19 protein-coding genes are annotated in these 18,605 nt (G+C 71.3%); 10 read left to right on the forward strand and 9 right to left on the reverse strand.

Features of this window, described 5'->3' with window-relative positions; all coding sequences use genetic code 11:
• Window positions 1-5: 5 nt before the first annotated feature.
• From ACS5PM_RS09510 to ssuE, 5 genes are all read right to left on the reverse strand, one after another.
• Complete coding sequence (locus tag ACS5PM_RS09510; RefSeq protein WP_439387367.1) at window positions 6-926, reverse strand: ATP-binding cassette domain-containing protein; 921 nt, start codon at window positions 924-926, stop codon at window positions 6-8.
• 17 nt (window positions 927-943) lie between these two features.
• The gene (gene ssuC, locus ACS5PM_RS09515) at window positions 944-1,723 is read right to left on the reverse strand and encodes an aliphatic sulfonate ABC transporter permease SsuC (protein ID WP_439387368.1); all 780 of its coding nucleotides are present in this window, start codon (window positions 1,721-1,723) and stop codon (window positions 944-946) included.
• Between the two features lie 9 nt (window positions 1,724-1,732).
• The gene (gene ssuD, locus ACS5PM_RS09520) at window positions 1,733-2,926 is read right to left on the reverse strand and encodes an FMNH2-dependent alkanesulfonate monooxygenase (protein WP_439387369.1); all 1,194 of its coding nucleotides are present in this window, start codon (window positions 2,924-2,926) and stop codon (window positions 1,733-1,735) included.
• Between the two features lie 24 nt (window positions 2,927-2,950).
• A complete protein-coding gene (locus ACS5PM_RS09525) occupies window positions 2,951-3,949 on the reverse strand; it encodes a sulfonate ABC transporter substrate-binding protein (RefSeq protein WP_439387370.1) in 999 nt (332 codons plus the stop codon).
• A gap of 131 nt (window positions 3,950-4,080) precedes the next feature.
• Window positions 4,081-4,704 (reverse strand): NADPH-dependent FMN reductase, encoded by a 624-nt coding sequence (gene ssuE, locus ACS5PM_RS09530; protein WP_439387371.1) that lies wholly within the window; start codon window positions 4,702-4,704, stop codon window positions 4,081-4,083.
• 233 nt (window positions 4,705-4,937) lie between these two features.
• Here ssuE and ACS5PM_RS09535 point away from each other — a divergent pair, with 233 nt between their 5' ends.
• Window positions 4,938-5,396, forward strand: a complete 459-nt coding sequence (locus tag ACS5PM_RS09535) for a BON domain-containing protein (RefSeq protein ID WP_439387372.1) — start codon at window positions 4,938-4,940, stop codon at window positions 5,394-5,396.
• 125 nt (window positions 5,397-5,521) lie between these two features.
• Here the strand turns inward: ACS5PM_RS09535 and ACS5PM_RS09540 are convergent, their stop codons facing one another.
• Complete coding sequence (locus ACS5PM_RS09540) at window positions 5,522-6,634, reverse strand: alkene reductase (protein ID WP_439387373.1); 1,113 nt, start codon at window positions 6,632-6,634, stop codon at window positions 5,522-5,524.
• 130 nt (window positions 6,635-6,764) lie between these two features.
• On the opposite strand from ACS5PM_RS09540, the gene ACS5PM_RS09545 reads away from it, so the two are divergent.
• Window positions 6,765-7,652, forward strand: coding sequence for a 23S rRNA (adenine(2030)-N(6))-methyltransferase RlmJ (locus ACS5PM_RS09545; RefSeq protein WP_439387374.1), 888 nt, complete (start codon window positions 6,765-6,767; stop codon window positions 7,650-7,652).
• 14 nt (window positions 7,653-7,666) lie between these two features.
• On the opposite strand, the gene ACS5PM_RS09550 is transcribed toward ACS5PM_RS09545, so the two are convergent.
• Together ACS5PM_RS09550 and ACS5PM_RS09555 are read right to left on the reverse strand one after the other, a co-directional pair.
• Window positions 7,667-8,182 (reverse strand): hypothetical protein, encoded by a 516-nt coding sequence (locus tag ACS5PM_RS09550; RefSeq protein WP_439387375.1) that lies wholly within the window; start codon window positions 8,180-8,182, stop codon window positions 7,667-7,669.
• A gap of 104 nt (window positions 8,183-8,286) precedes the next feature.
• A complete protein-coding gene (locus ACS5PM_RS09555) occupies window positions 8,287-9,606 on the reverse strand; it encodes a S8 family serine peptidase (protein ID WP_439387376.1) in 1,320 nt (439 codons plus the stop codon).
• Between the two features lie 66 nt (window positions 9,607-9,672).
• Between ACS5PM_RS09555 and ACS5PM_RS09560 the strand changes: the two genes are divergently transcribed.
• Window positions 9,673-10,167, forward strand: a complete 495-nt coding sequence (locus ACS5PM_RS09560; protein WP_439387377.1) for an RNA polymerase sigma factor — start codon at window positions 9,673-9,675, stop codon at window positions 10,165-10,167.
• A gap of 13 nt (window positions 10,168-10,180) precedes the next feature.
• Window positions 10,181-10,963: an anti-sigma factor family protein gene (locus tag ACS5PM_RS09565; RefSeq protein WP_439387378.1), complete on the forward strand. Its 783-nt coding sequence runs from the start codon at window positions 10,181-10,183 to the stop codon at window positions 10,961-10,963.
• 4 nt (window positions 10,964-10,967) lie between these two features.
• On the opposite strand, the gene ACS5PM_RS09570 is transcribed toward ACS5PM_RS09565, so the two are convergent.
• Window positions 10,968-12,101 carry a hypothetical protein gene (locus tag ACS5PM_RS09570; RefSeq protein ID WP_439387379.1) on the reverse strand — a complete coding sequence of 378 codons (1,134 nt, stop codon included), beginning with the start codon at window positions 12,099-12,101 and terminating at the stop codon, window positions 10,968-10,970.
• 167 nt (window positions 12,102-12,268) lie between these two features.
• On the opposite strand from ACS5PM_RS09570, the gene ACS5PM_RS09575 reads away from it, so the two are divergent.
• The 6 genes from ACS5PM_RS09575 (at window position 12,269) to ACS5PM_RS09600 (ending at window position 18,603) form a co-directional block, all read left to right on the forward strand.
• Complete coding sequence (locus ACS5PM_RS09575) at window positions 12,269-13,351, forward strand: TIGR03118 family protein (RefSeq protein WP_439387380.1); 1,083 nt, start codon at window positions 12,269-12,271, stop codon at window positions 13,349-13,351.
• Between the two features lie 117 nt (window positions 13,352-13,468).
• A complete protein-coding gene (locus ACS5PM_RS09580) occupies window positions 13,469-15,412 on the forward strand; it encodes a M61 family metallopeptidase (RefSeq protein WP_439387381.1) in 1,944 nt (647 codons plus the stop codon).
• Window positions 15,413-15,464: 52 nt separating this feature from the next.
• A complete protein-coding gene (locus tag ACS5PM_RS09585; protein ID WP_439387382.1) occupies window positions 15,465-16,184 on the forward strand; it encodes a response regulator transcription factor in 720 nt (239 codons plus the stop codon).
• Window positions 16,181-17,389: an ATP-binding protein gene (locus ACS5PM_RS09590; protein WP_439387383.1), complete on the forward strand. Its 1,209-nt coding sequence runs from the start codon at window positions 16,181-16,183 to the stop codon at window positions 17,387-17,389. Before ACS5PM_RS09585 ends, ACS5PM_RS09590 begins: the two co-directional genes overlap by 4 nt.
• Window positions 17,390-17,480: 91 nt before the next feature.
• Window positions 17,481-17,645, forward strand: a complete 165-nt coding sequence (locus ACS5PM_RS09595) for a hypothetical protein (protein ID WP_439387384.1) — start codon at window positions 17,481-17,483, stop codon at window positions 17,643-17,645.
• Between the two features lie 40 nt (window positions 17,646-17,685).
• On the forward strand, window positions 17,686-18,603 hold the full coding sequence (locus tag ACS5PM_RS09600; protein WP_439387385.1) for an intradiol ring-cleavage dioxygenase: 918 nt from the start codon (window positions 17,686-17,688) through the stop codon (window positions 18,601-18,603).
• Window positions 18,604-18,605: the final 2 nt, after the last annotated feature.

An 18,605-nucleotide genomic window follows, 5' to 3' on the forward strand; every position in this document is an offset into this window, starting at 1 on the left:
GTAGCTCAGATCGCGAAGCGTAACCCCGGCGGCAGGGGTTCGGGCGGCGGCCGTTCCTCGATCGCGGGGGGCTGCCGAAGGACGCGGCGCAGCACGCGGTCCTCCAGCGTGGCGAATCCCGCCGCACCCCGCGAACGCGGGCGGGGCAGCGACACGCGCTCGTCGAAGGCGACTCGCTGCTCCTCGATGAGCACCACCCGATCGGCCAGCGCCACCGCCTCCGACACATCGTGCGTGACCAGCAGCGCGGTGAAGCGATGGCGCTGCCACAAGCGCTCGATCAGCTGCTGCATCTCGATACGGGTCAGGGCATCGAGCGCCCCCAGCGGTTCGTCGAGCAGCAGCAGCCGTGGCCGATGCACCAGCGCACGCGCAAGGGCCACGCGCTGGCGCTGGCCGCCGGAGAGCACCGACGGCCAGTCGAACCCGCGCTCGACCAGGCCGACCTGCGCCAGCGCCTCGTGCGCCAGGGCACGTGCGTTGTGGCCCGTCAGCCCGAGGGCGACGTTTTCGAGCACGCGCTTCCACGGCAGCAGCCGGGCGTCCTGGTACATGATGCGAAGTTCGCCGCGCGCCTTTTCCACCGGGCGGCCATCCAGCATCAGGTCGCCGCCATCGGCCGATTCGAGGCCTGCCAGTTGGCGCAGCAAGGTGGACTTGCCGCAGCCGCTGCGGCCGACGATGGCGACGAACTCGCCCGGCGCGATGGTCAGGTCGACGTCGCGCAGGACCTGCCGCTCGCCGTAGCGCTTGGACAGCCGGCTGACGCTCACGGCCAGCCCCGCCGGATCGCTCGCCTGCCGCGCCACCACCCGGGCTGCTGGCGGCGCGCGTTCGTCAGCGGGCGCCGGCCCCAGCCATTCGTGCAGCGAAGCCATGGGGCCCCAGGGCGCCAGGTCGAACTCGGAACTGTGTATGCGGCGCATCCCCCAGCTTGTTCCCATCAGGCCGCGCGCTGGTAGCCGGGGTGCCAGCGCAGGCACCAGCTTTCCAGCCCGCGTGCCACCACGTCGGCCAGCTTGCCCAGCAGCGCGTACAGGATGATTCCCACGAGCACCACGTCGGTCTGCAGGAATTCGCGTGCGTTCATCGTCAGGTAGCCGATGCCCGCCTGGGCCGAGATCGTCTCGGCCACGATGAGCAGCACCCACATCAGGCCCAGCGAGAAGCGCAGGCCCACGAGGATCGAAGGCAGCGCGCCGGGCAGGATGACCTGCCGGTAAAGCTGCCAGCCCGACAGCCCGTAGCTGCGCGCCATCTCGATCAGGCCCGCATCGACCGAGCGGATACCGTGGAAGGTGTTGAGGTAGATCGGGAAGAACACGCCCACCGAGACGAGGAAGAGCTTGGCGCCCTCGTCGATGCCGAACCACAGGATCACGAGCGGGATCAAGGCCAGCGCCGGGATGTTGCGCAGCATCTGCAGGCTGGAATCCAGCAGCGTCTCGGCCGGCCGGAAGCTGCCGCACAGCAGGCCGAGCAACAGGCCCGCCGTGCCGCCCAGCGCCAGCCCGGCGAGGGCGCGGGCCGTGCTCACGAACGCGTGGTGTGCCAGCTCGCCCGAGGCCAGCAACGAGCCGAAAGCCATCAGCACCGCCCGCGGCTCGGGCAGCACGCGGCTCGAAAGCCATCCGCGGGCCGAAGCCGCCTCCCAGGCCAGCAGGATCAGCAGCGGCACGGCCCACGGCAAGGCGCGCGACGGGAGCCGTCGGCGATCGTTCATCGCAAGTCCTCAGCTGGCCGCGCGCGCCAGCGCCGGTGAGGCATCGGCGGCCGGTACGTGCGTGTTCGCCACGATCTCGCCGAAGGGCCCCGAAAGCCTGGGCGCCACGAGGCGCTCCTGCGTCTGCAGGGGCAGCCGCGGGAAGACGAGTTCGGCGAAGCGGTAGGCCTCGTCCAGGTGCGGGTAGCCGGAGAGGATGAAGTGCTCAAGCCCCAGGTCGGCGTACTCCTGCAGGCGCGCGGCGACCTGCTCGGGGTTGCCCACCAGCGCGGTGCCCGCGCCCCCGCGGACCAGCCCGACGCCGGCCCACAGGTTGGGCGACACCTCGAGCCCGCGCCGCACGTCGGCCTTGTCGAAGCGTCCGCCATGCAGCGCGGCCATGCGACGCTGTCCTTCGGAGTCCATCCGCGAGAACGTGGCCTGGGCGCGGGCGACCGTCTCCTCGTCGAGGTGCGAGATCAGCTCCGCTGCCGCGCGCCAGGCCTCGTCCTCGGTCTCACGCACGATCACGTGCAGGCGGATGCCGAAGCCCAGCGTCCGGCCGTACCGGGCGGCGCGCTGGCGGATGTCGGCCACCTTCTCGCGCACGGCCGCCGGTGGCTCGCCCCAGGTGAGGTAGTGGTCCAGCTGCTGCGCCGCGAGCTCGTGCGCCTCGGGCGAGGAGCCGCCGAAGTAAAGCGGCGGATAGGGCCTCTGCAGCGGCGGGTAGAGCAGCCTGGCGCCCTGCACCTTCAGGTGCCTGCCATCGAAATCGAGTGCCTCGCCGGTGTGGCTGCGCGCCATGATCTCGCGCCAGATGGTCATGAACTCGGCGGCCTCGGCATAGCGCTCGGCATGCGGCAGGAACTGGCCGTCCCCGGCCAGCTCGTTCGCATCACCCCCCGTCACGAGGTTGATCAGCAGGCGGCCGCCAGAGAGCCGGTCGAAGGTGGCCGCGATGCGGGCGTACTGGCTGGGCGTGATCAGCCCGGGCCGCAAGGCGACGAGAAACTTCAGCCGCCGCGTCGCATCGATCAGGCTCGAGGCGACCGTCCACGGGTCCTCGCAAGAGCGGCCGGTAGGGATCAACACGCCTTCGTAGCCGAGCGAATCGGCGGCCACCGCCACCTGCTTGAAGTAGCTGAAATCGGCCACCCGCGCGCCGTGGGCCGTGCCCAGGTAGCGGCTGTCGCCGTGGGTCGGGATGAACCAGAAGATCTTCATTTCGGGATGCCCTCCATTCAAGGCTCAGCGAGCGGCGACGCGACCGGCCGCCGCCGGCTTCCACACCAGCTGGGCCACCTGGATCGGCTGCGGGATGAGCTTCAGCTCGGCGAAGAGGTCGGCGATCTTTTGCTGCTCGGCCACCACCGCGGGGCTCAGCGGTGTCACGCCGAGCGGATGGCGCTTCAGGCTGAGCTCCACCACCTCCAGATCCAGCCCCTGCAGGGGCGCGATGAGCGCGGCGGCCTGCTTCAGGTTGTCCTTCAGCCATCGGCCGCGTTCCACCGTGTCCTCGAACAGGGCCTCGATGACCTGCGGGTAGCGCTCTGCATAGGTGCGCTCCGCCAGGTAGTAGGCGTAGTTGTTCACGACGCCCCGGCCGTCGGCCAGGATGCGTGCACCGGTCTGCTTCTGCACCGCGGCCAGGAAGGGATCCCAGATCACCCAGGCATCGACGGCGCCACGCTCGAAGGCGGCACGCGCATCGGCCGGCGGCAGGAACACCGGCTGGACATCGCCGTACTTCAGGCCGGCCTTCTCCAGCGCACGAACCAGCAGGTAGTGCACGTTGGAGCCCTTGTTCAGCGCCACCTTCTTGCCCTTGAGCTCGGCAACGGACTTCAACGCCGAGTCCCTGGGCACGACGATCGCCTCGGACTCGGGCGCCGCCGGATCGTGGCCGACGTAGACGAAGTTCGCGCCGGCGGCCTGCGCGAAGATGGGCGGCGCTTCGCCGACGAAGCCGATGTCGACCGCGCCGACGTTCAGGCCCTCGAGCAGCTGCGGGCCGGCCGGGAATTCCACCCATCGCACGCTCACGCCCAGGCCAGACAGGCGCCTTTCCAGCGTGCCCTGGGACTTCTGCAGCGCCAGCAGGCTGGCGGACTTCTGGTAGCCGATGCGTAGCGGCGCCGCGGCGGTCTGTGCCTGCAGCCCGCCCAGGGGCGCGCCCAGCGTCGCCACGGCAGCGACCCTCGCGAGCCAATGGCGGCGGGTCGATCGAGCAGCAAGGTCGTAGGTCATGGTCGTGGTCGAAGTGAAGAAAGAGACCCGCGCCAAGGCGCGGGTCGAAACCCTTCCTCGCCGCGCCAGGCGGACGAAGCGGGGCTCAGGAGCCACCCTGAAGAAGATCGATGGGATGAGGACTGCGGCCGTCAACACGCCGCGGTCGCGGCGCCGCTGCGGTCGACCAGAGCGGGTCGGCGAGGCGGCGGCGCCGAGGCCGCTGCGTCGAGGCTGTTGGACAGGGCGCGCCGGACGCGCTCCCTGACGGCCGCGTCGACCCGCCAAGCGCCGTGCTGATCGGTCTCGAACTGCGCGTCCGTCGCATAGACGGTGTCGAGGATCTCGCGTGCGCCGAGCGTGGCCAGCACCGGCCGCAAGGCGTAGTCGACCGCCAGCAGATGCGCCACGCTGCCGCCGGTGGCCAGGGGCAGCACCCGCTTGCCGCGCAGGGCGTCAGGCGGCAGCAGGTCGATGAACAGCTTCAGCACGCCGCTGTAGGCGGCCTTGTAGATGGGGGTGGCGATCAGCACCAGCTCGGCGGCCCGGACCTGCGCCAGCGCGCGTGCCACCGCCGGGTCCTGGGCGTCGCCATGCAGCATCGCGGCGGCCGGCAGGTCCCGCAGGCTGATCTCGGCCTGCGGCACGCCCGCCGGCCGCAGCGCCAGCAAGGCTTCGCGCAGCAGCGCCGTGGAGCGCGACCGGGCCGACGGGCTGCCGGCCAGCGCGGCGATGCGAAAGGCAGGAGCGTCGAGGGCGGGCAGGGAGTCGGGCATGGAGCGATGTTCGGTCGACACGCCCGGCAGCCCAACGAATGCTTTCGCCGCAGCATTTGATTTCGTCGCGCCAACTGGTCCTGCCATGTCCGCACTGGACGCCTGAATCCGTCTTGAAAGCTCAGGAGCTGTCATCGAATCCATACAAGTGTTGACCGAGGGTGAACAGTTGCCCCCCTAACTTGAAGTACCCTCGTCCGTGCTCACAACGACAACAGAGGGAGCCCACAGCCGTGAGCTGGATCAGTTTCGATCGCGAGGCCGGCACGCAACTGCTGGCCCCGGCCGCCAACGAAGGCGGCGATGCACCAGGCGATGCGACCCTCGGGCCGGCCATCGAGGCCCATGTCATGCGCCTGGGCCTGCGCGCCGAGCGCTTCGAGGCGCTCTACGAGGCCGGGCGGGGAGTGCTGCTGCTGTCCGGCTGCGCCGAGAGCCAGGATGTGCGCGAGCGCATCGTTCTGTGCTGCGGCAACGTGCACGGTGTCGCTGCCGTCGAGGATCGCATGACGGTGCTGATGCCATCCGATGTCTCCCGCTGGCGCTTCGTTCAACCTGGCGAGACGCTGGCCGCCATCGCCTACGACGCCTACCGCGATGCCAACCGCGCCCAGCAGCTGCGTGCCGCCAACCAGCCGCTGCTGGGCGATACCGACCAGTTGCAGCCGGGGTGGCTGCTGCGGGTGCCGTAGTAGGGCCCCCACGGCCCCTTCCGGGGCCTGCCCCCCAAGGGGGCTCGCGCAGCGGACCGGCAGAGCCGGATCCGCGCACGCCCTGGTAGGGAGCGGCGCTGCGCGCGCTCCGGGAAAAGGCGGCGTCAGGCTTCGGTCAAGGCGGCGTAGTCGGTGTAGCCGCGGTGGTCGCCGCCATAGAAGGTGGCGGTGTCGGGGGCGTTCAGGGGGGCGCCCTGGCGCAGCCGGCGGGCGAGGTCGGGGTTGGCGATGAAAGGTTTGCCGAAGGCGACCAGATCGGCGCGGCCGCCAGAGACCGTCGCTTCGGCCATCGCGCGGTCGTAGCCGTTGTTGACCATCCAGGCGCCGGGGAATTTGCGACGCAGAGCAACGTAGTCGAAGGGCGGGACGCCTTGCGCCTGCAGGTCGCGCGCGCCGCCGGTGGCGCCCTCGACCACGTGCACATAGGCCAGGCCGAGGGGCGCGAAGCGTTCCACGGCGCGGCCGTACAGCGCCTGCGCATCGCTGTCCTGGCCCGCATCGTTGCTCGGGGTGATGGGCGACAGGCGCACACCGGTGCGGCCGCCGCCCACTTCCGCCGTGATGGCCTCGAGCACTTCGGTCAGCAGCCGGGTGCGGTTGTCGATCGAGCCGCCGTAGTCGTCAGTTCGGTCGTTGACGCTGTCGCGCAGGAACTGCTCGATCAGGTAGCCGTTGGCCGCGTGCAGCTCGACGCCGTCGAAGCCCGCCTGCATCGCCAGGCCGGCGGCGCGACGGTAGTCGGCGATGAGAGCGGGGATCTCGTCGGTGCGCAGGGCGCGCGGCTCGGAGACGGGGAAGAAGCCGCCCTGAATGAACGTTCGGGTCTTGGCCGCGCGGCTGGTCGACGACACCGGCGCCGCGCCGCCCGGCAGCAGCGAGCTGTGCGAGATGCGGCCCACGTGCCAGAGCTGGATGACGATGCGGCCGCCCTCGCCATGCACCGCTTCGGTCACCCGCTTCCAGCCGGCCACCTGCTCGGGCGAATGGATCCCCGGGGTGTCGAGGTATCCCTGGCCCATGGGGCTGATCTGGCTGGCCTCGGTGACGATGAGTCCGGCCCCGGTCTCGGGATTGGCGCGCTGCCGGTAGTACTGCGCCATCAGCTCGGTGGGCACCTGGCCGGCGCCGGCACGGTTGCGGGTCAGGGGCGCCATCACGATGCGGCTGTCGAGGGCGATGTCGCCGAGGCGAATGGGGTCGTAGAGGGTGGAGGTCATGGGCCGAGCCTAGCGAATGCCGTGCGGCTACAGTGCGTGCTGGATCAAAGCCCCACGCCGTCGAAGCTCTCGGCGCTGGTTCGTGCAGTACCCGCGCGTTCGCGTTAGAGCGCGCCCTTTCCCCCGCCCCATGCTGGCCTACCGACACGCCTTTCACGCGGGCAACCATGCCGACGTCCTCAAGCACCTGGTCCTCGACCAGGTGTTGCGCTACATGACAGCCAAGGACAAGCCCTTCCGCTACATCGACACCCACGCCGGCGCCGGCGGCTACCTGCTCAAGGGAGCGCAGGCCCAGAAGAAGGCCGAGTACCGCGAGGGCATCAACCGGCTCTGGAGCCGCCCCGACCTGCCGCCGGCCGTGGCCGACTACGTTCACCTGGCCCAGCGCTTCAACCTGCCGCAGGCCCAGCCCGGCGAGCCCCCGCCCCAGCTCGAGAAAGGCATGACGCCGCCGCTGGCGCTGTACCCGGGCTCGCCTTCGCTGGCGCGCATGCTGATGCGACCCGGCGATTCGATGCGCCTGTTCGAGCTGCATCCCAGCGACGCGCGCACCCTGGCGGCGCATTTCGGCGGCCGCCACGTGCAGGTGATCAACGAGGACGGCTTCGCCGGCCTGAAGGGCCAGGTGCCGCCGAACCCCCGGCGCGCGCTGGTGCTGATGGACCCGTCGTACGAAGTGGTGAGCGACTACGGCAAGGTGGTCGCGTCCATGCGCGATGCGGTGCAGCGCTTTCCCGAGGGCGTCTACATCATCTGGTATCCGCACCTGGCCAGGATCGAGTCGCAGCAGCTGCCCAAACGCCTGATCAGCCTGGCGCCCAAGGGCTGGCTGCACGTGCGCCTGACGGTGGCGCAGACCGACTCGCAGGGCTTCGGCCTGGCCGGCAGCGGGCTGGTGGTCATCAACCCTCCGTACACGCTGCACGAGACCCTGCAGGGCGTCATGCCCTGGCTGGTCGACGTGCTGGCGCAGTACGAAGGGGCGAGCTACCTCATCGAGGAGCAGCCGGCCTGAGTCGCCAGCTAACGTCAGTGCTGCACTGACGCATCGGCCGCGCCGGTGGCACCGGCATTCACGTGCCGGCCCTCTCGCGAGGCCTGGGCCGCCCCCGCAGCGTTGCCCGTCGCCGGGCCGGCGGCAGCGCTGCCGGTGCCCGAGCCTGCCAGCGCAGTCGCCGGGCGCTGAGCGGCCGGGGCTGCCGCGGTGCCGCCCGAGGGTGCCACCGTGGGAGCCTGGCCGGCGGAACCTGCCGCACTGCCGGTCGCACTGCCGGTCGCACCGCCGGTCGCCTTGCCTGCGCCTTGCGCGGAGTCCTGGGTCTGCTGGGCCGCATCCTGAGTTTGCCGGGCCACTCTGCCGGCCAGCTGGCCGCCTGCGTCCAGGCTGCGCGGGCCGAACGAGCCGCCCAGGGTGCCACTGCCGCCCAAGGCGCCGGCGCCGCCGAATCCACCACCGCCCAGCAGGCCGGCGTGGGCGGTGGAGCAGAGCACGGCCGCACCCAGGGCGGCGACGATCACGGTGATGGAGGTGAGTCGGGTCTTCATCTCGAGGTCCTTTCGTGGTGTTCAGAGGCGGTGACATCTCCTGCCTCTTGCCTCGACAACGACCGCCACGCCGGGCTTCTTCCCGCGCTTACAAACCCTTTCAGTCAGCGGGCCGGCAGCGTGGCGTTCGCATGCACCACCTCCGGCGCGATGCGGCTCGATTCGGCTACCAGGCCCCAGCCGAACACCGGGTCACGGCCGCTGGCGCCCAGATCCACCGCCTGCCGCGCCAGGGCTTGCACCGCCCGCTTCGCGGCGACCGGGTCCGGCGTGTCCAGCTGTGCCGCCAGCAGCCCGGCGACCAGCGGCGAGGCGAACGACGTGCCGCGCACGCTGGCATACGACGAGCCGCCGGGCATCGCCGCCGCCAGCTCGAATCCCGGCGCGGCGAACTGCACTTGCGGCCCTTGCGCCGCCTCGGGCAGCACGCGCCGCTTCGCGTTCACCGCGGTGACGCCCACCGCGTCGGCATACGAGGCGGGGTAGAGGGGCGGCGCGGCCGGCCCGTCGTTGCCGACCGCGGCGACCACCACATGGCCTCGTCGGGCCAAGGCCAGCACCGCCTGCTCCAGCCAGCGATTGGCCGGCCCGACCAGGCTGACATTCACCACGGCGACGCGCTCCTTCGCCATCCAGGCCAGCGCCTGCGCGATGCGCTCGGCGGAGCCGCCGACCGGCTCGCCACAATAGACATCGGCCGCGAACAGTGCTGCGCCGGCCAAGGCGCCGCCGAAAGGCCTGTCCTGCCCCACCAGCAGCGATGCCACCGCCGTGCCGTGCGGGCTGCCGACCGCCTGGCCTTCGCAGCCCCAACGCTGGATGGCCGCCTCGCGCAATGCGGGGTGGCTGGCATCGACACCGCCGTCGATCAGGCCGACGCGATGCCGGACAGAGCCGCCGGGAGCCGGCGACGAACCCGAGGGCACCGGCACCGAGCCCCCCGTTTCTCCGCCGGGCGTGTACACATGGTTGAAGTCGACCACCAGCGTCGGATCGAGCTGGCGCAGCTGATCCCGCGCTTCGGTCGTCGAACGGCCACGGGGCGCGCGCAGCACCACGCCGCGAAGCTCCTCCAGCCCGTCCGGGGCTTCCTCGCGCAGTCGCGTGAAGCCGGCTGCTTGAGCCGACGCCAGCAGCTCGGGCGAAGGCGCCAGCAACAGCAGCTCGCCACGCACGATCGCCTCGCCGGCAGGATCCGCCTCGAGCACGTCGGCGTGATCGCGCAGCAGCGTGCGGACGAGATCCCTGCGCAGGTTCTGCAGGCGATCCTCGACCAGGCGCTCGCTGCGTTGCAGCGGCTGCTGCACGATGGGCAAGGCCGGCAGGTTGAGGCCCCCGCCCGGCAGGCGGAGCTGGGCCTGAGCGGGCGAGGCGACGGCCAGACAGGCGTTCAGCGCCCAGAGGATCCGATGGAGGAACTTCACGGTACGAGGATAACGACGCCGGACGGGAAGAAAATCCCGCCGCCCGACGTTGTCGTGACAACTCCCATGACGGTTGATGCCTTTTCCCTTCGCGACGAGATCGCCGCCCTGCTGCCGCGGCTGCGGCGCTTCGGCCGCCAGCTCACCGGCCACCGCGAAGATGCGGACGACCTGGTGCAGCTGGCCATCGAACGGGCGCTGAATCGCAGTGCCCAGTGGCAGGCTGGCACGCGGCTGGACAGCTGGCTCTTTCGCATCATGCAGAACGCCTGGATCGACGAACTGCGCGCGCGCCGGCGCCAGGGCGAGGTGCTGATCGTCGATGACGAAGCCGCCGCCGAAGTCGGCTCCGGCGCCAGCGACGCGCCGCTGGACGCGATCGCCGTCCGCAAGGCCGTGGCCCTGCTCAGCGAAGAGCAGCGCGCGGTGGTTGCCCTCGTGCTGGTCGAGGGCCTGCCCTACAAGGAAGCGGCCGAAGCCCTGGGCATCCCGATCGGCACGCTGACCAGCCGCCTCGCCCGCGCCCGCGAGGCCCTGCAGGCCCGCCTGTCGCCCCACTGAACCGAGACCCGAGATGGACCCCACCCCTGCGATCACCGACGAACAGCTGATGGCCTATGCCGACGGCGAGCTGGACACCGCCATGCGCGAAGTCGTCGAGGCCGCGCTGGCCGCGGACCCAACGCTCGTCACCCGCCTGGCCGAGCACGAGGCGTTGCGCGAGCGCGTGCGCCACGCCTTCGCGCCCGAGCTCGACGAGCCCGTGCCCGCGCGACTGCGAGAGGCCTTGAAGGCCGAGCCGCGCGCGCCGGCGCCTGTGGTGTCGCTGGCCTCGCACCGCAAGGCCGCCGCGGCGCGCGCCGGCGAGGCCTCCAACGAGCCGCGCTGGGGCGGGCCCGCCCGCTGGGGCGCCTGGGCCGCCAGCCTCGCCGCAGCGGTCTTCATCGGCCACGCCTACTGGCCCGGGGGCGGCGTCGCCCCTGAAGGTTTCGCGCTGCAGGACGGCGGCCGCCTCGTCGCGCGCGGCGCGGTCGAGACGGCCCTGAACACGCAGACCGCCGCCACGCGGCCGCTGGGCGCCGACGTGGGCGTTCCCCTGAGCTTCGTCGACCGGTCCGGGCGCTATTGCCGCAGCTTCACCACCGCCGCGCACGCCGGCCTCGCCTGCCGAGAAGGCGGCGACTGGGCGATGCAGATGCTGGTCCAGGCCCCGGCTACGGCGGCCACCGAAGGCGCACGCCAGGCCGCGAGCGCCTTGCCACCCGCGCTGCTGGCCGAGATCGACCAGCGCATCGAAGGCCCGGCGCTCGATGCGGCCGCCGAGCAGCAGGCGATGCAGGGCGGCTGGAGGCGCTGACGCCTCAGTCCTGCAGCCGCCACTCGAGCTCCAGGTCTATCACGCGGACGCCGTCGACCTTCCTGACGCGGGACGGATCGAACGCCACCCGCATCGCGGTTTCGATGGCCAACTCGTCGAAGAGCCGAACGAAGATGACCGGCGAATCGCCGCCCAGCCAGCTGAAGTCGTGCCGGCGGCCCGTGATCTCGGCACGCACCGGCTTGTCGTCTTCATCGAGAGTCACGCGGACCCGCGTGGCGCCGTCGATCTCCAGCCACCTCGCCGCGCCAGGGTAGGCCGCAGGCCCCGTCACGGCCCGGACGGCGCCGACCTCGAAATCCGCCATATAGAAGGCGGGCAACTGCTCGGCGTCGTTCCAGAAGTGGGCATCGACGTAGGCCGCGCGGTCGGCCACGCCCAGGCTGCGCACCTGGCCCCACCACCAGCGCATGAGGCGACAACCCACCTCCTCGCTCATGTCAGGCTTGTCCGCCAGCAAGGCCGCCACGAGAGGCGGCGGCAGCTTCCATGCCGCTGGCGCTTGTGGCATCACGGCCCGCTCCATCATCCGCTCCAACGCGTCGAGCCTTTCAAGCGACGGCCGCTCGGGCGTCTCGACCCCTTCGATCGATGCGTCCAGGGTCCGCTCATAGTGTTGCAGCCAGACTTGCTGCCAGGCCGGCGCTGCGTGTGCCAGGGCGGGCGACCAGTGATACCAGTTCGGAAGGGTCCACGGAAACACGTCGCAGGTGGCGCCTTCGCCGCCATAGCGCGACTCGAGCAGCGCCTGTTTCGCTTCCAGCGGCAGACGCAGGGTGGCGATGGCATAGCGGTTGAACCACCAGGCCAACGCACGCCGGTGGGCGACGTGCTCCTCGCCGCTCGGCAGGCCCATGCGGGCAGCAACCTCGGGCAAGCGCGGGAGCAGTCGAGACACCGCCCGCCGGCCCATCTCCTGCAGCTTCTGGCGAAGCCACGTCGGCATCGGCGCATCGTCGGGCGGGACGAGCTGCGCAGTGAGTTCCTCGCGCCAGAGGTCTTCGTCGCTCGTCCCGGCCGGGCCCGAATCGCTCGGGGCTGCGTGCGCAATCATCGAGATGGCCAAGGTGATCGCCGCGCTGCAAAGTACGCGGGCCCAGCGTGTAGTGGCCTGCATCGTCATTCCCCCCTTTGGCGTGCCGACTATAGCGATGCAACCCCGGCCCGGCGCCGAGGCACCCACCGACGGCGAACCGCGCCTGCCGCCGCGGCGTGCCGGCTTGCCGGGCCCAGGAGGTCCGGCGGGCCCTTCGAATCGTCTTGTCACCTCGCAAGGAGAATCAGATGCAACGACGTTCCTTCGTCATGCGCTCGCCCATGGCCGCCGCGCTGGCGGTCGCGCTCGTGGGTGCCTTCGGTGCCTCTGCGGCCCAGGCCGCGACGGCGTACACGGTGCACGCCCTGGTCTCTGACGGCAGCGTGCCGGCCGACCACACCGATCCCAACCTCAAGAACCCCTGGGGCATTGCCTTCAACCCCGTGGGCTTCGTCTGGGTGGCCAACGAGGGCACCGGCACGTCGACGCTGTACGACGGTGCCGGCGTTCCGCAGACCCTGGTGGTCAACGTGCCACCGGCCGGTGGCATCGGTACCGGCGAGCCGACCGGCATCGTCTACAGCGGATCGGAGGATTTCGTCGTCAGCAAGGACGGCAAGGAAGGCCCCAGCCGCTTCATCTTCTGCACCGAGGACGGCACGATCTCGGGCTGGGCGCCCGGCGTGGACCTGAACAACGCCGTCCTCGTCGTCACCACGCCGGAGGCGAGCTATCGCGGCATGGCGATCGCCGCCACGCCGCACGGCAACATGCTGTTCGCGGCCGACTTCGTGAACGGCCGCATCGACGCCTTCGACGCCAGCTTCCAGCCGGTCGCGACCGACGGCGGCTTCGTCAATCCGCTGCTGCACTTCGACTACGCACCGTTCAACATCCAGACCTTCGGCGACCACCTCTACGTGGCCTACGCCAAGCGCGACAAGGCCGGTGAGGACGAGCAGGCCGGCAAGACCAAGGGCTTCATCGATGTCTTCGATTTCGACGGCCACTTCGTGCGGCGCCTGATCAAGCACCGGGGCCTGAACGCGCCCTGGGGCATGGCGATGGCGCCGGCCGACTTCGGCGACTTCAGCAACGCCTTCCTGGTCGGCAGCTTCGGCAACGGCACCATCGCCGCCTACAACCCGAAGACCGGCCGCTTCCTGGGCTACCTCAAGGATGCCAACGGCGAGAAGCTGCACATCGACGGCCTGTGGGGCATGGCCTTCGGCAACGGCGTGAACGGCCAGGACAAGAACAAGCTGTACTTCGCCGCCGGGGTCGATGACGAGAAGGGTGGCCTCTACGGCAGCGTGTCGGCAAGCCCCTGACCGCCGAACCACACTGACCACGGCGACGACGACGGCGCCGAGGCGTGACCGGCCCCGCTGCGAAGGCGGCGGGCTCGGTTATGGTGCAAGCCCGGTTCAGCTCATGGGGATCCGCGCATGCACCGTCACTTTCGTACCGCCGTGCTGGCCGTCATCGCGTCATGGTGCGCCGCGGCACTGGGAGCCGACGGCCCGCCCGGTTCGTGGCCGGGCACGATGGCCTTGAAGGTGGACGCCACGGACCTGGACCGTCGCATCGTGCGAGTGGAGCAGACGCTGCCCTTGCCAAAGCCCGCGCCGGCCACGCTTTCGCTGCGCTTTGCACGCTACCTGCCGGGCGGCCACGGGCCTTATGGCGATGCGACGCGCCTGGCCGGCCTGGTGATCGAGGCGGGCGGCCGGCGCCTGGCCTGGCGGCGCGAATCGGCGGATCCCTTCACCCTCGTCGTCGACGTCCCTTCGAATGCGGGCGAGCTGTCGCTGTCGTTCCAGTACCTCTCCCCGGTTCGCGGCAGCGGCGACCGGGCCAGCATCGCGCGCAGCGTGCTCGGCATCGAGTGGGAGTCGGTGCTGCTGTACCCGGCCGGCCCTTCGATCGACGCGGTGCGCGTCCTGCCGAAGCTCAGGCTGCCCCCGCGCTGGCAGCAGGCCAGTGCGCTGCGCGGCCCCGCCGGCGAGCCGGTGCAGCCGGGGGCCGACGGCTGGGTCGCCTTCGGCGAGGTGTCGGTCGAGACGCTGGTGGACTCGCCGCTGTTCGCCGGCCGGCACCTGAAGCAGATCCCGCTGGATCCGCCCGGGACCGCGCGGCCGGTCGTCCTGAGCCTGTTCGCCGACGACGCCTCCGGCCTCGAGGCCGGCAAGGCGCAGCTCGATGCCCATCGCGCGCTGGCCGTGCAGGCCGACAAGCTCTTCGGCGGCACCCGGCACTTCCGCCACTACGACCTGATGCTCGCGCTGTCCGACGAGTTCGGCGGCATGGGCCTGGAGCACCACGAATCGAGCGAGAACGGCCTGCGCCCCGACTACTTCAAGGATTGGGACGAGGCCATCCGCGGCCGCGAGCTGCTGGCCCACGAGTACGTTCACTCGTGGAACGGCAAGCACGCGCGCCCCGCCGGCTTGGCGCAGGTCGACTACCAGCGGCCGACCGGCAACACGCTGCTCTGGGTGTACGAGGGCCTGACCGAGTACTGGGGCCGGGTGCTCGCCGCGCGCGCGGGCCTGACCACGCCCGAGCAGGTGCGCGACCGCCTGGCCAACATCCTGGCCGACCTGGGCGCGCGCCAGGGCCGGCTGTGGCGGCCACTGCAGGACACGGTGAACGACCCGGCCCTGGGCCCCGGCTGGTCGCGCGAGTGGGAGTCGTGGCAGCGCCATTCCGACTTCTACGACGAGGCGGCGCTGGTCTGGCTGGAGGCCGACATGACGATGCGCGCGGCCAGCGGCGGCCGGCGCTCGCTCGACGACCTGGCGCGGCGCTTCTTCGGCGGCCCCACCGCCACCCGGGCCGACGGCTCCATCGCGCCACGACCCTACGGCGAAGACGAACTGCTCGCCGCCCTGCAAGGCGTGCAGCGGCACGACTGGCGCCGCTTCTTCGACGAGCGGCTGGAGGCCACAGGCCGTGTCGTCCCCGGCCTGGCCGAAAGCGGCTGGCGCCTGGCCTGGGCCGACGAGGAAAGCCGCTTCCAGGCCCACGAGCGAGGCTGGGAGGGCCCCTCGGGCACCGAGCGGCCACAGGACCTGGCCTATTCGCTGGGCCTTCGCGTGATCGGCGACGGCACGCTGACCGAGGTCTTCTGGGGCAGCCCCGCCTTCAACGCCGGCCTCACCAAGGGCATGGCGCTGGTGGCCGTCAACGATCTCGCCTACAAGCCCGAGCGGGTGGAGGCGGCGCTGCGTGACAACCGCGAGGGCCGCGCACCGCTGCGCCTGCTCGTCAAGGACGGCGACCTCTACCGCACCGTCACCGTCGACTGGCGCGGCGGCCCCCGCTACCCTCGGCTGGAGCGCGTGCAGGGCACGCCCGATCGCCTGGCCGAGGCCCTGCGGCCCCGCTGAATGGGCGTTCCCGCAAGGACTGTCAAACTCCCCGCCTCTGCCTCGCCCCCCGATGACCCGCTGCCTCATCGTCGACGACGACCACGCGATCCGCACCCTGCTGCAGGAATACCTGCGCGGCTTCGGCTTCGAAGTGGAGGTGGTGGAGGACGGCGCCGGGCTGCGGCACCGGCTGCCCGAAGGCGGCATCGACGTGCTGCTGCTCGACCTGATGCTGCCGGACGAGAACGGCCTCGCGCTTTGCCAGTGGGCCAAGAAGGTCGCGCCGACGTTGCCGGTGATCATGCTCACCGCCCAAGGCGACCCGCTCTCGCGCGTGCTGGGCCTGGAGCTGGGCGCCGACGACTACCTGCCCAAGCCTTTCGAGCTGCGCGAGCTGGTGGCACGCATCAAGGCCGTCCTGCGGCGTGGCAACGCCTTGATGGCCGCGAAGGCCGCGGGCGCCCCGCTGCGCATCGGCAGCTGGCAGTTCGATCGCATCCAGCGCCGCCTGATTTCGCCCGAGGGCGTGGTGGTGCCGCTGTCGGCGACGGAGTTCCGGCTGCTGTCGGTCTTCGTCGACCATCCCGGCCAGGTGCTCGGCCGCGAGAAGCTGCTGGCCTTGTCGTCGGCGTCAGGCACCGCGGCGGCCGGGCTGCCGAGCGACCGCAGCATAGACCTCGCGGTCTCGCGCCTGCGCAGCAAGCTCGGCACCGACGCCGGATCACCGCTCATCTGGACCGTGCGAGGCGAGGGCTATCGCTTCGACCCCGGCGCGGTGGGGGGGCCGTGAGGGCGCCGCGGAACTGGCGCCGCTTCGACACCCTGGGCCTGCGCCTGTTCGTGCTGATGTGGCTGGTGCTGGTGGGCAGCCATGTGGTGGCCTACTGGCTGGCGGTTCCGGCGCTGCCCGAAGGTGCGCAGGGCGGACGGCAGGTGCCCACCTTGGGCTCGTTGCCGCCGGGCGGGCCGATGGGCGGAACGCGTCCGCAGGCCGGGCCGGCCGATGGCCCCGGCGGCCTCGGAGCGCCAGGACCCGATGCGGATGCGCCGGACGGCGCCGTTGGCCCGCCCCCTGGAGCGATGGAACCACCGCCCGACGGCGGCCCGGGCGGCGGCGAGCTGCCGTCGTCGGTGCTCTGGCTCGACTACGGCATCCGGGCGCTCGTCATCGCGCTGGGCGCGGCCTTGGGCGCCCGTTGGCTCGCGGCCCCGATGAAGCGGCTCTCGCGCGCCGCCGGCACCCTGTCCGAAGGACTGCCGCAAGGTGCCACGCCGCCCACGCTGGACGAACGGCACGGCACGCACGAAGTGCGCGAAGCGGCGGCCGCGTTCAACCGCATGGCCGGGCGGTTGCAGGAGCAGTTCGACCTGCGGGGGCTGCACATGGCCGGCGTGTCGCACGACCTGCGCACGCCGCTGACCCGCCTGCGCATGCGGCTGGAATCCTTCGAGGGCCCGCAGGCAGAGGCCGCGGTTTCCGACATCCGCGAGATGGACGGCCTGATCGACAGCAGCCTGTCGGTGCTGCGAGAGCAGCGTGACGGTGCGCCGGCGGCCGTGATCGACCTGGTCGCGCTGGTGCAGGCCCGGGTCGACGACCTGGCCGCAGCGGGTCACGACGTGGCGTTGGGCGGCATGCGGGCAGCCCGCGCACGCGCCCACCCGGCGGCGCTGGGCCGCATCGTCGACAACCTCATCGGCAACGCGCTGCGCTATGGCGGCCGCGCGCGCGTGGCCATCGTTCCGCAGGGCGCACGGGTCGAGTTGACGGTCGACGACGACGGGCCCGGCATCCCGCCCGACCAGATCGAGCTCGCCTTCCAGCCCTGGGTGCGGCTGGGCGAAGAAGCGCCAGGCGCCCGCACGGCACGCGGTGGGCAGGGCCTGGGCCTGGCCATCGCGCGAGACCTGGCCGAGCGCGATGGCGGCTCGCTCACGCTGGTCAATCGGGCCGAGGGCGGCCTGCGCGCGCGGCTGGTGCTGCCTGCCCCCTGACGCGCAGGCTTTCCAGGGCCCGCGATGTCTGTGTCGCCCATGACATAGACGCGGCAAACGGGCGATACATCGCCCCGCGACCATGCAAGCCATGGTCACCCACCTCTCATCGCAGCCCCTTGGCGCAGCACTCGCGCCCGCCGGCATCCGCGCAGGTTGCCTGCCGGTGCTCGTGACCGACCGCGCCCACACGCCCCATCCGCTGCTGAGCCTGCTGCGCGACAGCACGCTGCTCACCATCGGCGTGAGCGCTTGAACTTCTTTCATTCCCACCAAAGCACGAGGAGATCCGCCCCATGAACCACCACCCCGACGACCGCCACGACGACCACCCGCATGGCCTGGCAGCCGACATGCAGGCCATGGCCCAACGCGCCCTGGCCCGCCGCGGCGCGCTGCGCTGGCTGGCCGCCGGCGCCGCGATGGCTTCGCCGCTGGCGATGATCGCCTGCGGTGGAGGCAGTGACAGCGAAGCCGGGACGACCACCTCCAGCGACTCCGGCAGCGGCAGCTACGACAGCTCGGGCAGTTCCGGCAGCTCGGGCAGCAGCAGCGACAGCTGCAGCGTGATCCCCAGCGAGACCAGCGGCCCCTACCCCGGCGACGGCACCAACAGCAACAGCAGCGGCACCGTCAACGTGCTGACGATGTCGGGCATCGTGCGCAGCGACATCACCCCCAGCTTCGGCGACTATGGCGACAACGTGGCCGAGGGCGTGCCCATGACGGTGACGCTGAAGCTGGTCAACACCGCCTCCAGCTGCGCCAGCCTCGAGGGTTACGCGATCTACCTCTGGCACTGCAGCCGCGAAGGCAACTACTCGCTGTACTCCAGCGGCGTCACCGACGAGAACTACCTGCGCGGCGTGCAAGTGACCGACAGCAACGGCGAAGTCACCTTCACCACCATCTTCCCGGCCTGCTACAGCGGCCGCTGGCCGCACATCCACTTCGAGATCTACCAGAGCCTGGACGAGGCCACCACGGGGCGCAACTCCACCAAGACCTCGCAGCTGGCGATGCCCGCCTCGGCCTGCAACCAGGTCTACGGCGTGGCCACCGGCTACGACGCGAGCGTGAGCAATTTCGCCAACGTCTCGCTGTCGAGCGACAACGTCTTCAGCGACACCCAGGCCGCCACGCAGCTGGCCACGGTCACCGGCAGCAACTCGGCCGGCTATGCGGCCACGCTGACGGTCGGGATCAGCGCCTGAGG

The sequence above is a fragment of the Ideonella flava genome (assembly GCF_051857595.1).
In the GTDB taxonomy this organism is placed as follows: domain Bacteria; phylum Pseudomonadota; class Gammaproteobacteria; order Burkholderiales; family Burkholderiaceae_C; genus Ideonella.

Bases quoted from the DNA above. Each gene is read 5' to 3' on its own strand.
- ssuD (WP_439387369.1), bottom strand. From the start codon at position 2,926: ATGAAGATCTTCTGGTTCATCCCGACCCACGGCGACAGCCGCTACCTG.
- ACS5PM_RS09580 (WP_439387381.1), top strand. From the start codon at position 13,469: ATGCACCGTCACTTTCGTACCGCCGTGCTGGCCGTCATCGCGTCATGG.
- ACS5PM_RS09600 (WP_439387385.1), top strand. From the start codon at position 17,686: ATGAACCACCACCCCGACGACCGCCACGACGACCACCCGCATGGCCTG.
- ACS5PM_RS09560 (WP_439387377.1), top strand. From the start codon at position 9,673: ATGACGGTTGATGCCTTTTCCCTTCGCGACGAGATCGCCGCCCTGCTG.
- ACS5PM_RS09550 (WP_439387375.1), bottom strand. From the start codon at position 8,182: ATGAAGACCCGACTCACCTCCATCACCGTGATCGTCGCCGCCCTGGGT.
- ACS5PM_RS09585 (WP_439387382.1), top strand. From the start codon at position 15,465: ATGACCCGCTGCCTCATCGTCGACGACGACCACGCGATCCGCACCCTG.
- ssuC (WP_439387368.1), bottom strand. From the start codon at position 1,723: ATGAACGATCGCCGACGGCTCCCGTCGCGCGCCTTGCCGTGGGCCGTG.
- ACS5PM_RS09565 (WP_439387378.1), top strand. From the start codon at position 10,181: ATGGACCCCACCCCTGCGATCACCGACGAACAGCTGATGGCCTATGCC.
- ssuE (WP_439387371.1), bottom strand. From the start codon at position 4,704: ATGCCCGACTCCCTGCCCGCCCTCGACGCTCCTGCCTTTCGCATCGCC.
- ACS5PM_RS09510 (WP_439387367.1), bottom strand. From the start codon at position 926: ATGCGCCGCATACACAGTTCCGAGTTCGACCTGGCGCCCTGGGGCCCC.
- ACS5PM_RS09595 (WP_439387384.1), top strand. From the start codon at position 17,481: ATGGTCACCCACCTCTCATCGCAGCCCCTTGGCGCAGCACTCGCGCCC.
- ACS5PM_RS09540 (WP_439387373.1), bottom strand. From the start codon at position 6,634: ATGACCTCCACCCTCTACGACCCCATTCGCCTCGGCGACATCGCCCTC.
- ACS5PM_RS09575 (WP_439387380.1), top strand. From the start codon at position 12,269: ATGCAACGACGTTCCTTCGTCATGCGCTCGCCCATGGCCGCCGCGCTG.
- ACS5PM_RS09545 (WP_439387374.1), top strand. From the start codon at position 6,765: ATGCTGGCCTACCGACACGCCTTTCACGCGGGCAACCATGCCGACGTC.
- ACS5PM_RS09570 (WP_439387379.1), bottom strand. From the start codon at position 12,101: ATGCAGGCCACTACACGCTGGGCCCGCGTACTTTGCAGCGCGGCGATC.
- ACS5PM_RS09525 (WP_439387370.1), bottom strand. From the start codon at position 3,949: ATGACCTACGACCTTGCTGCTCGATCGACCCGCCGCCATTGGCTCGCG.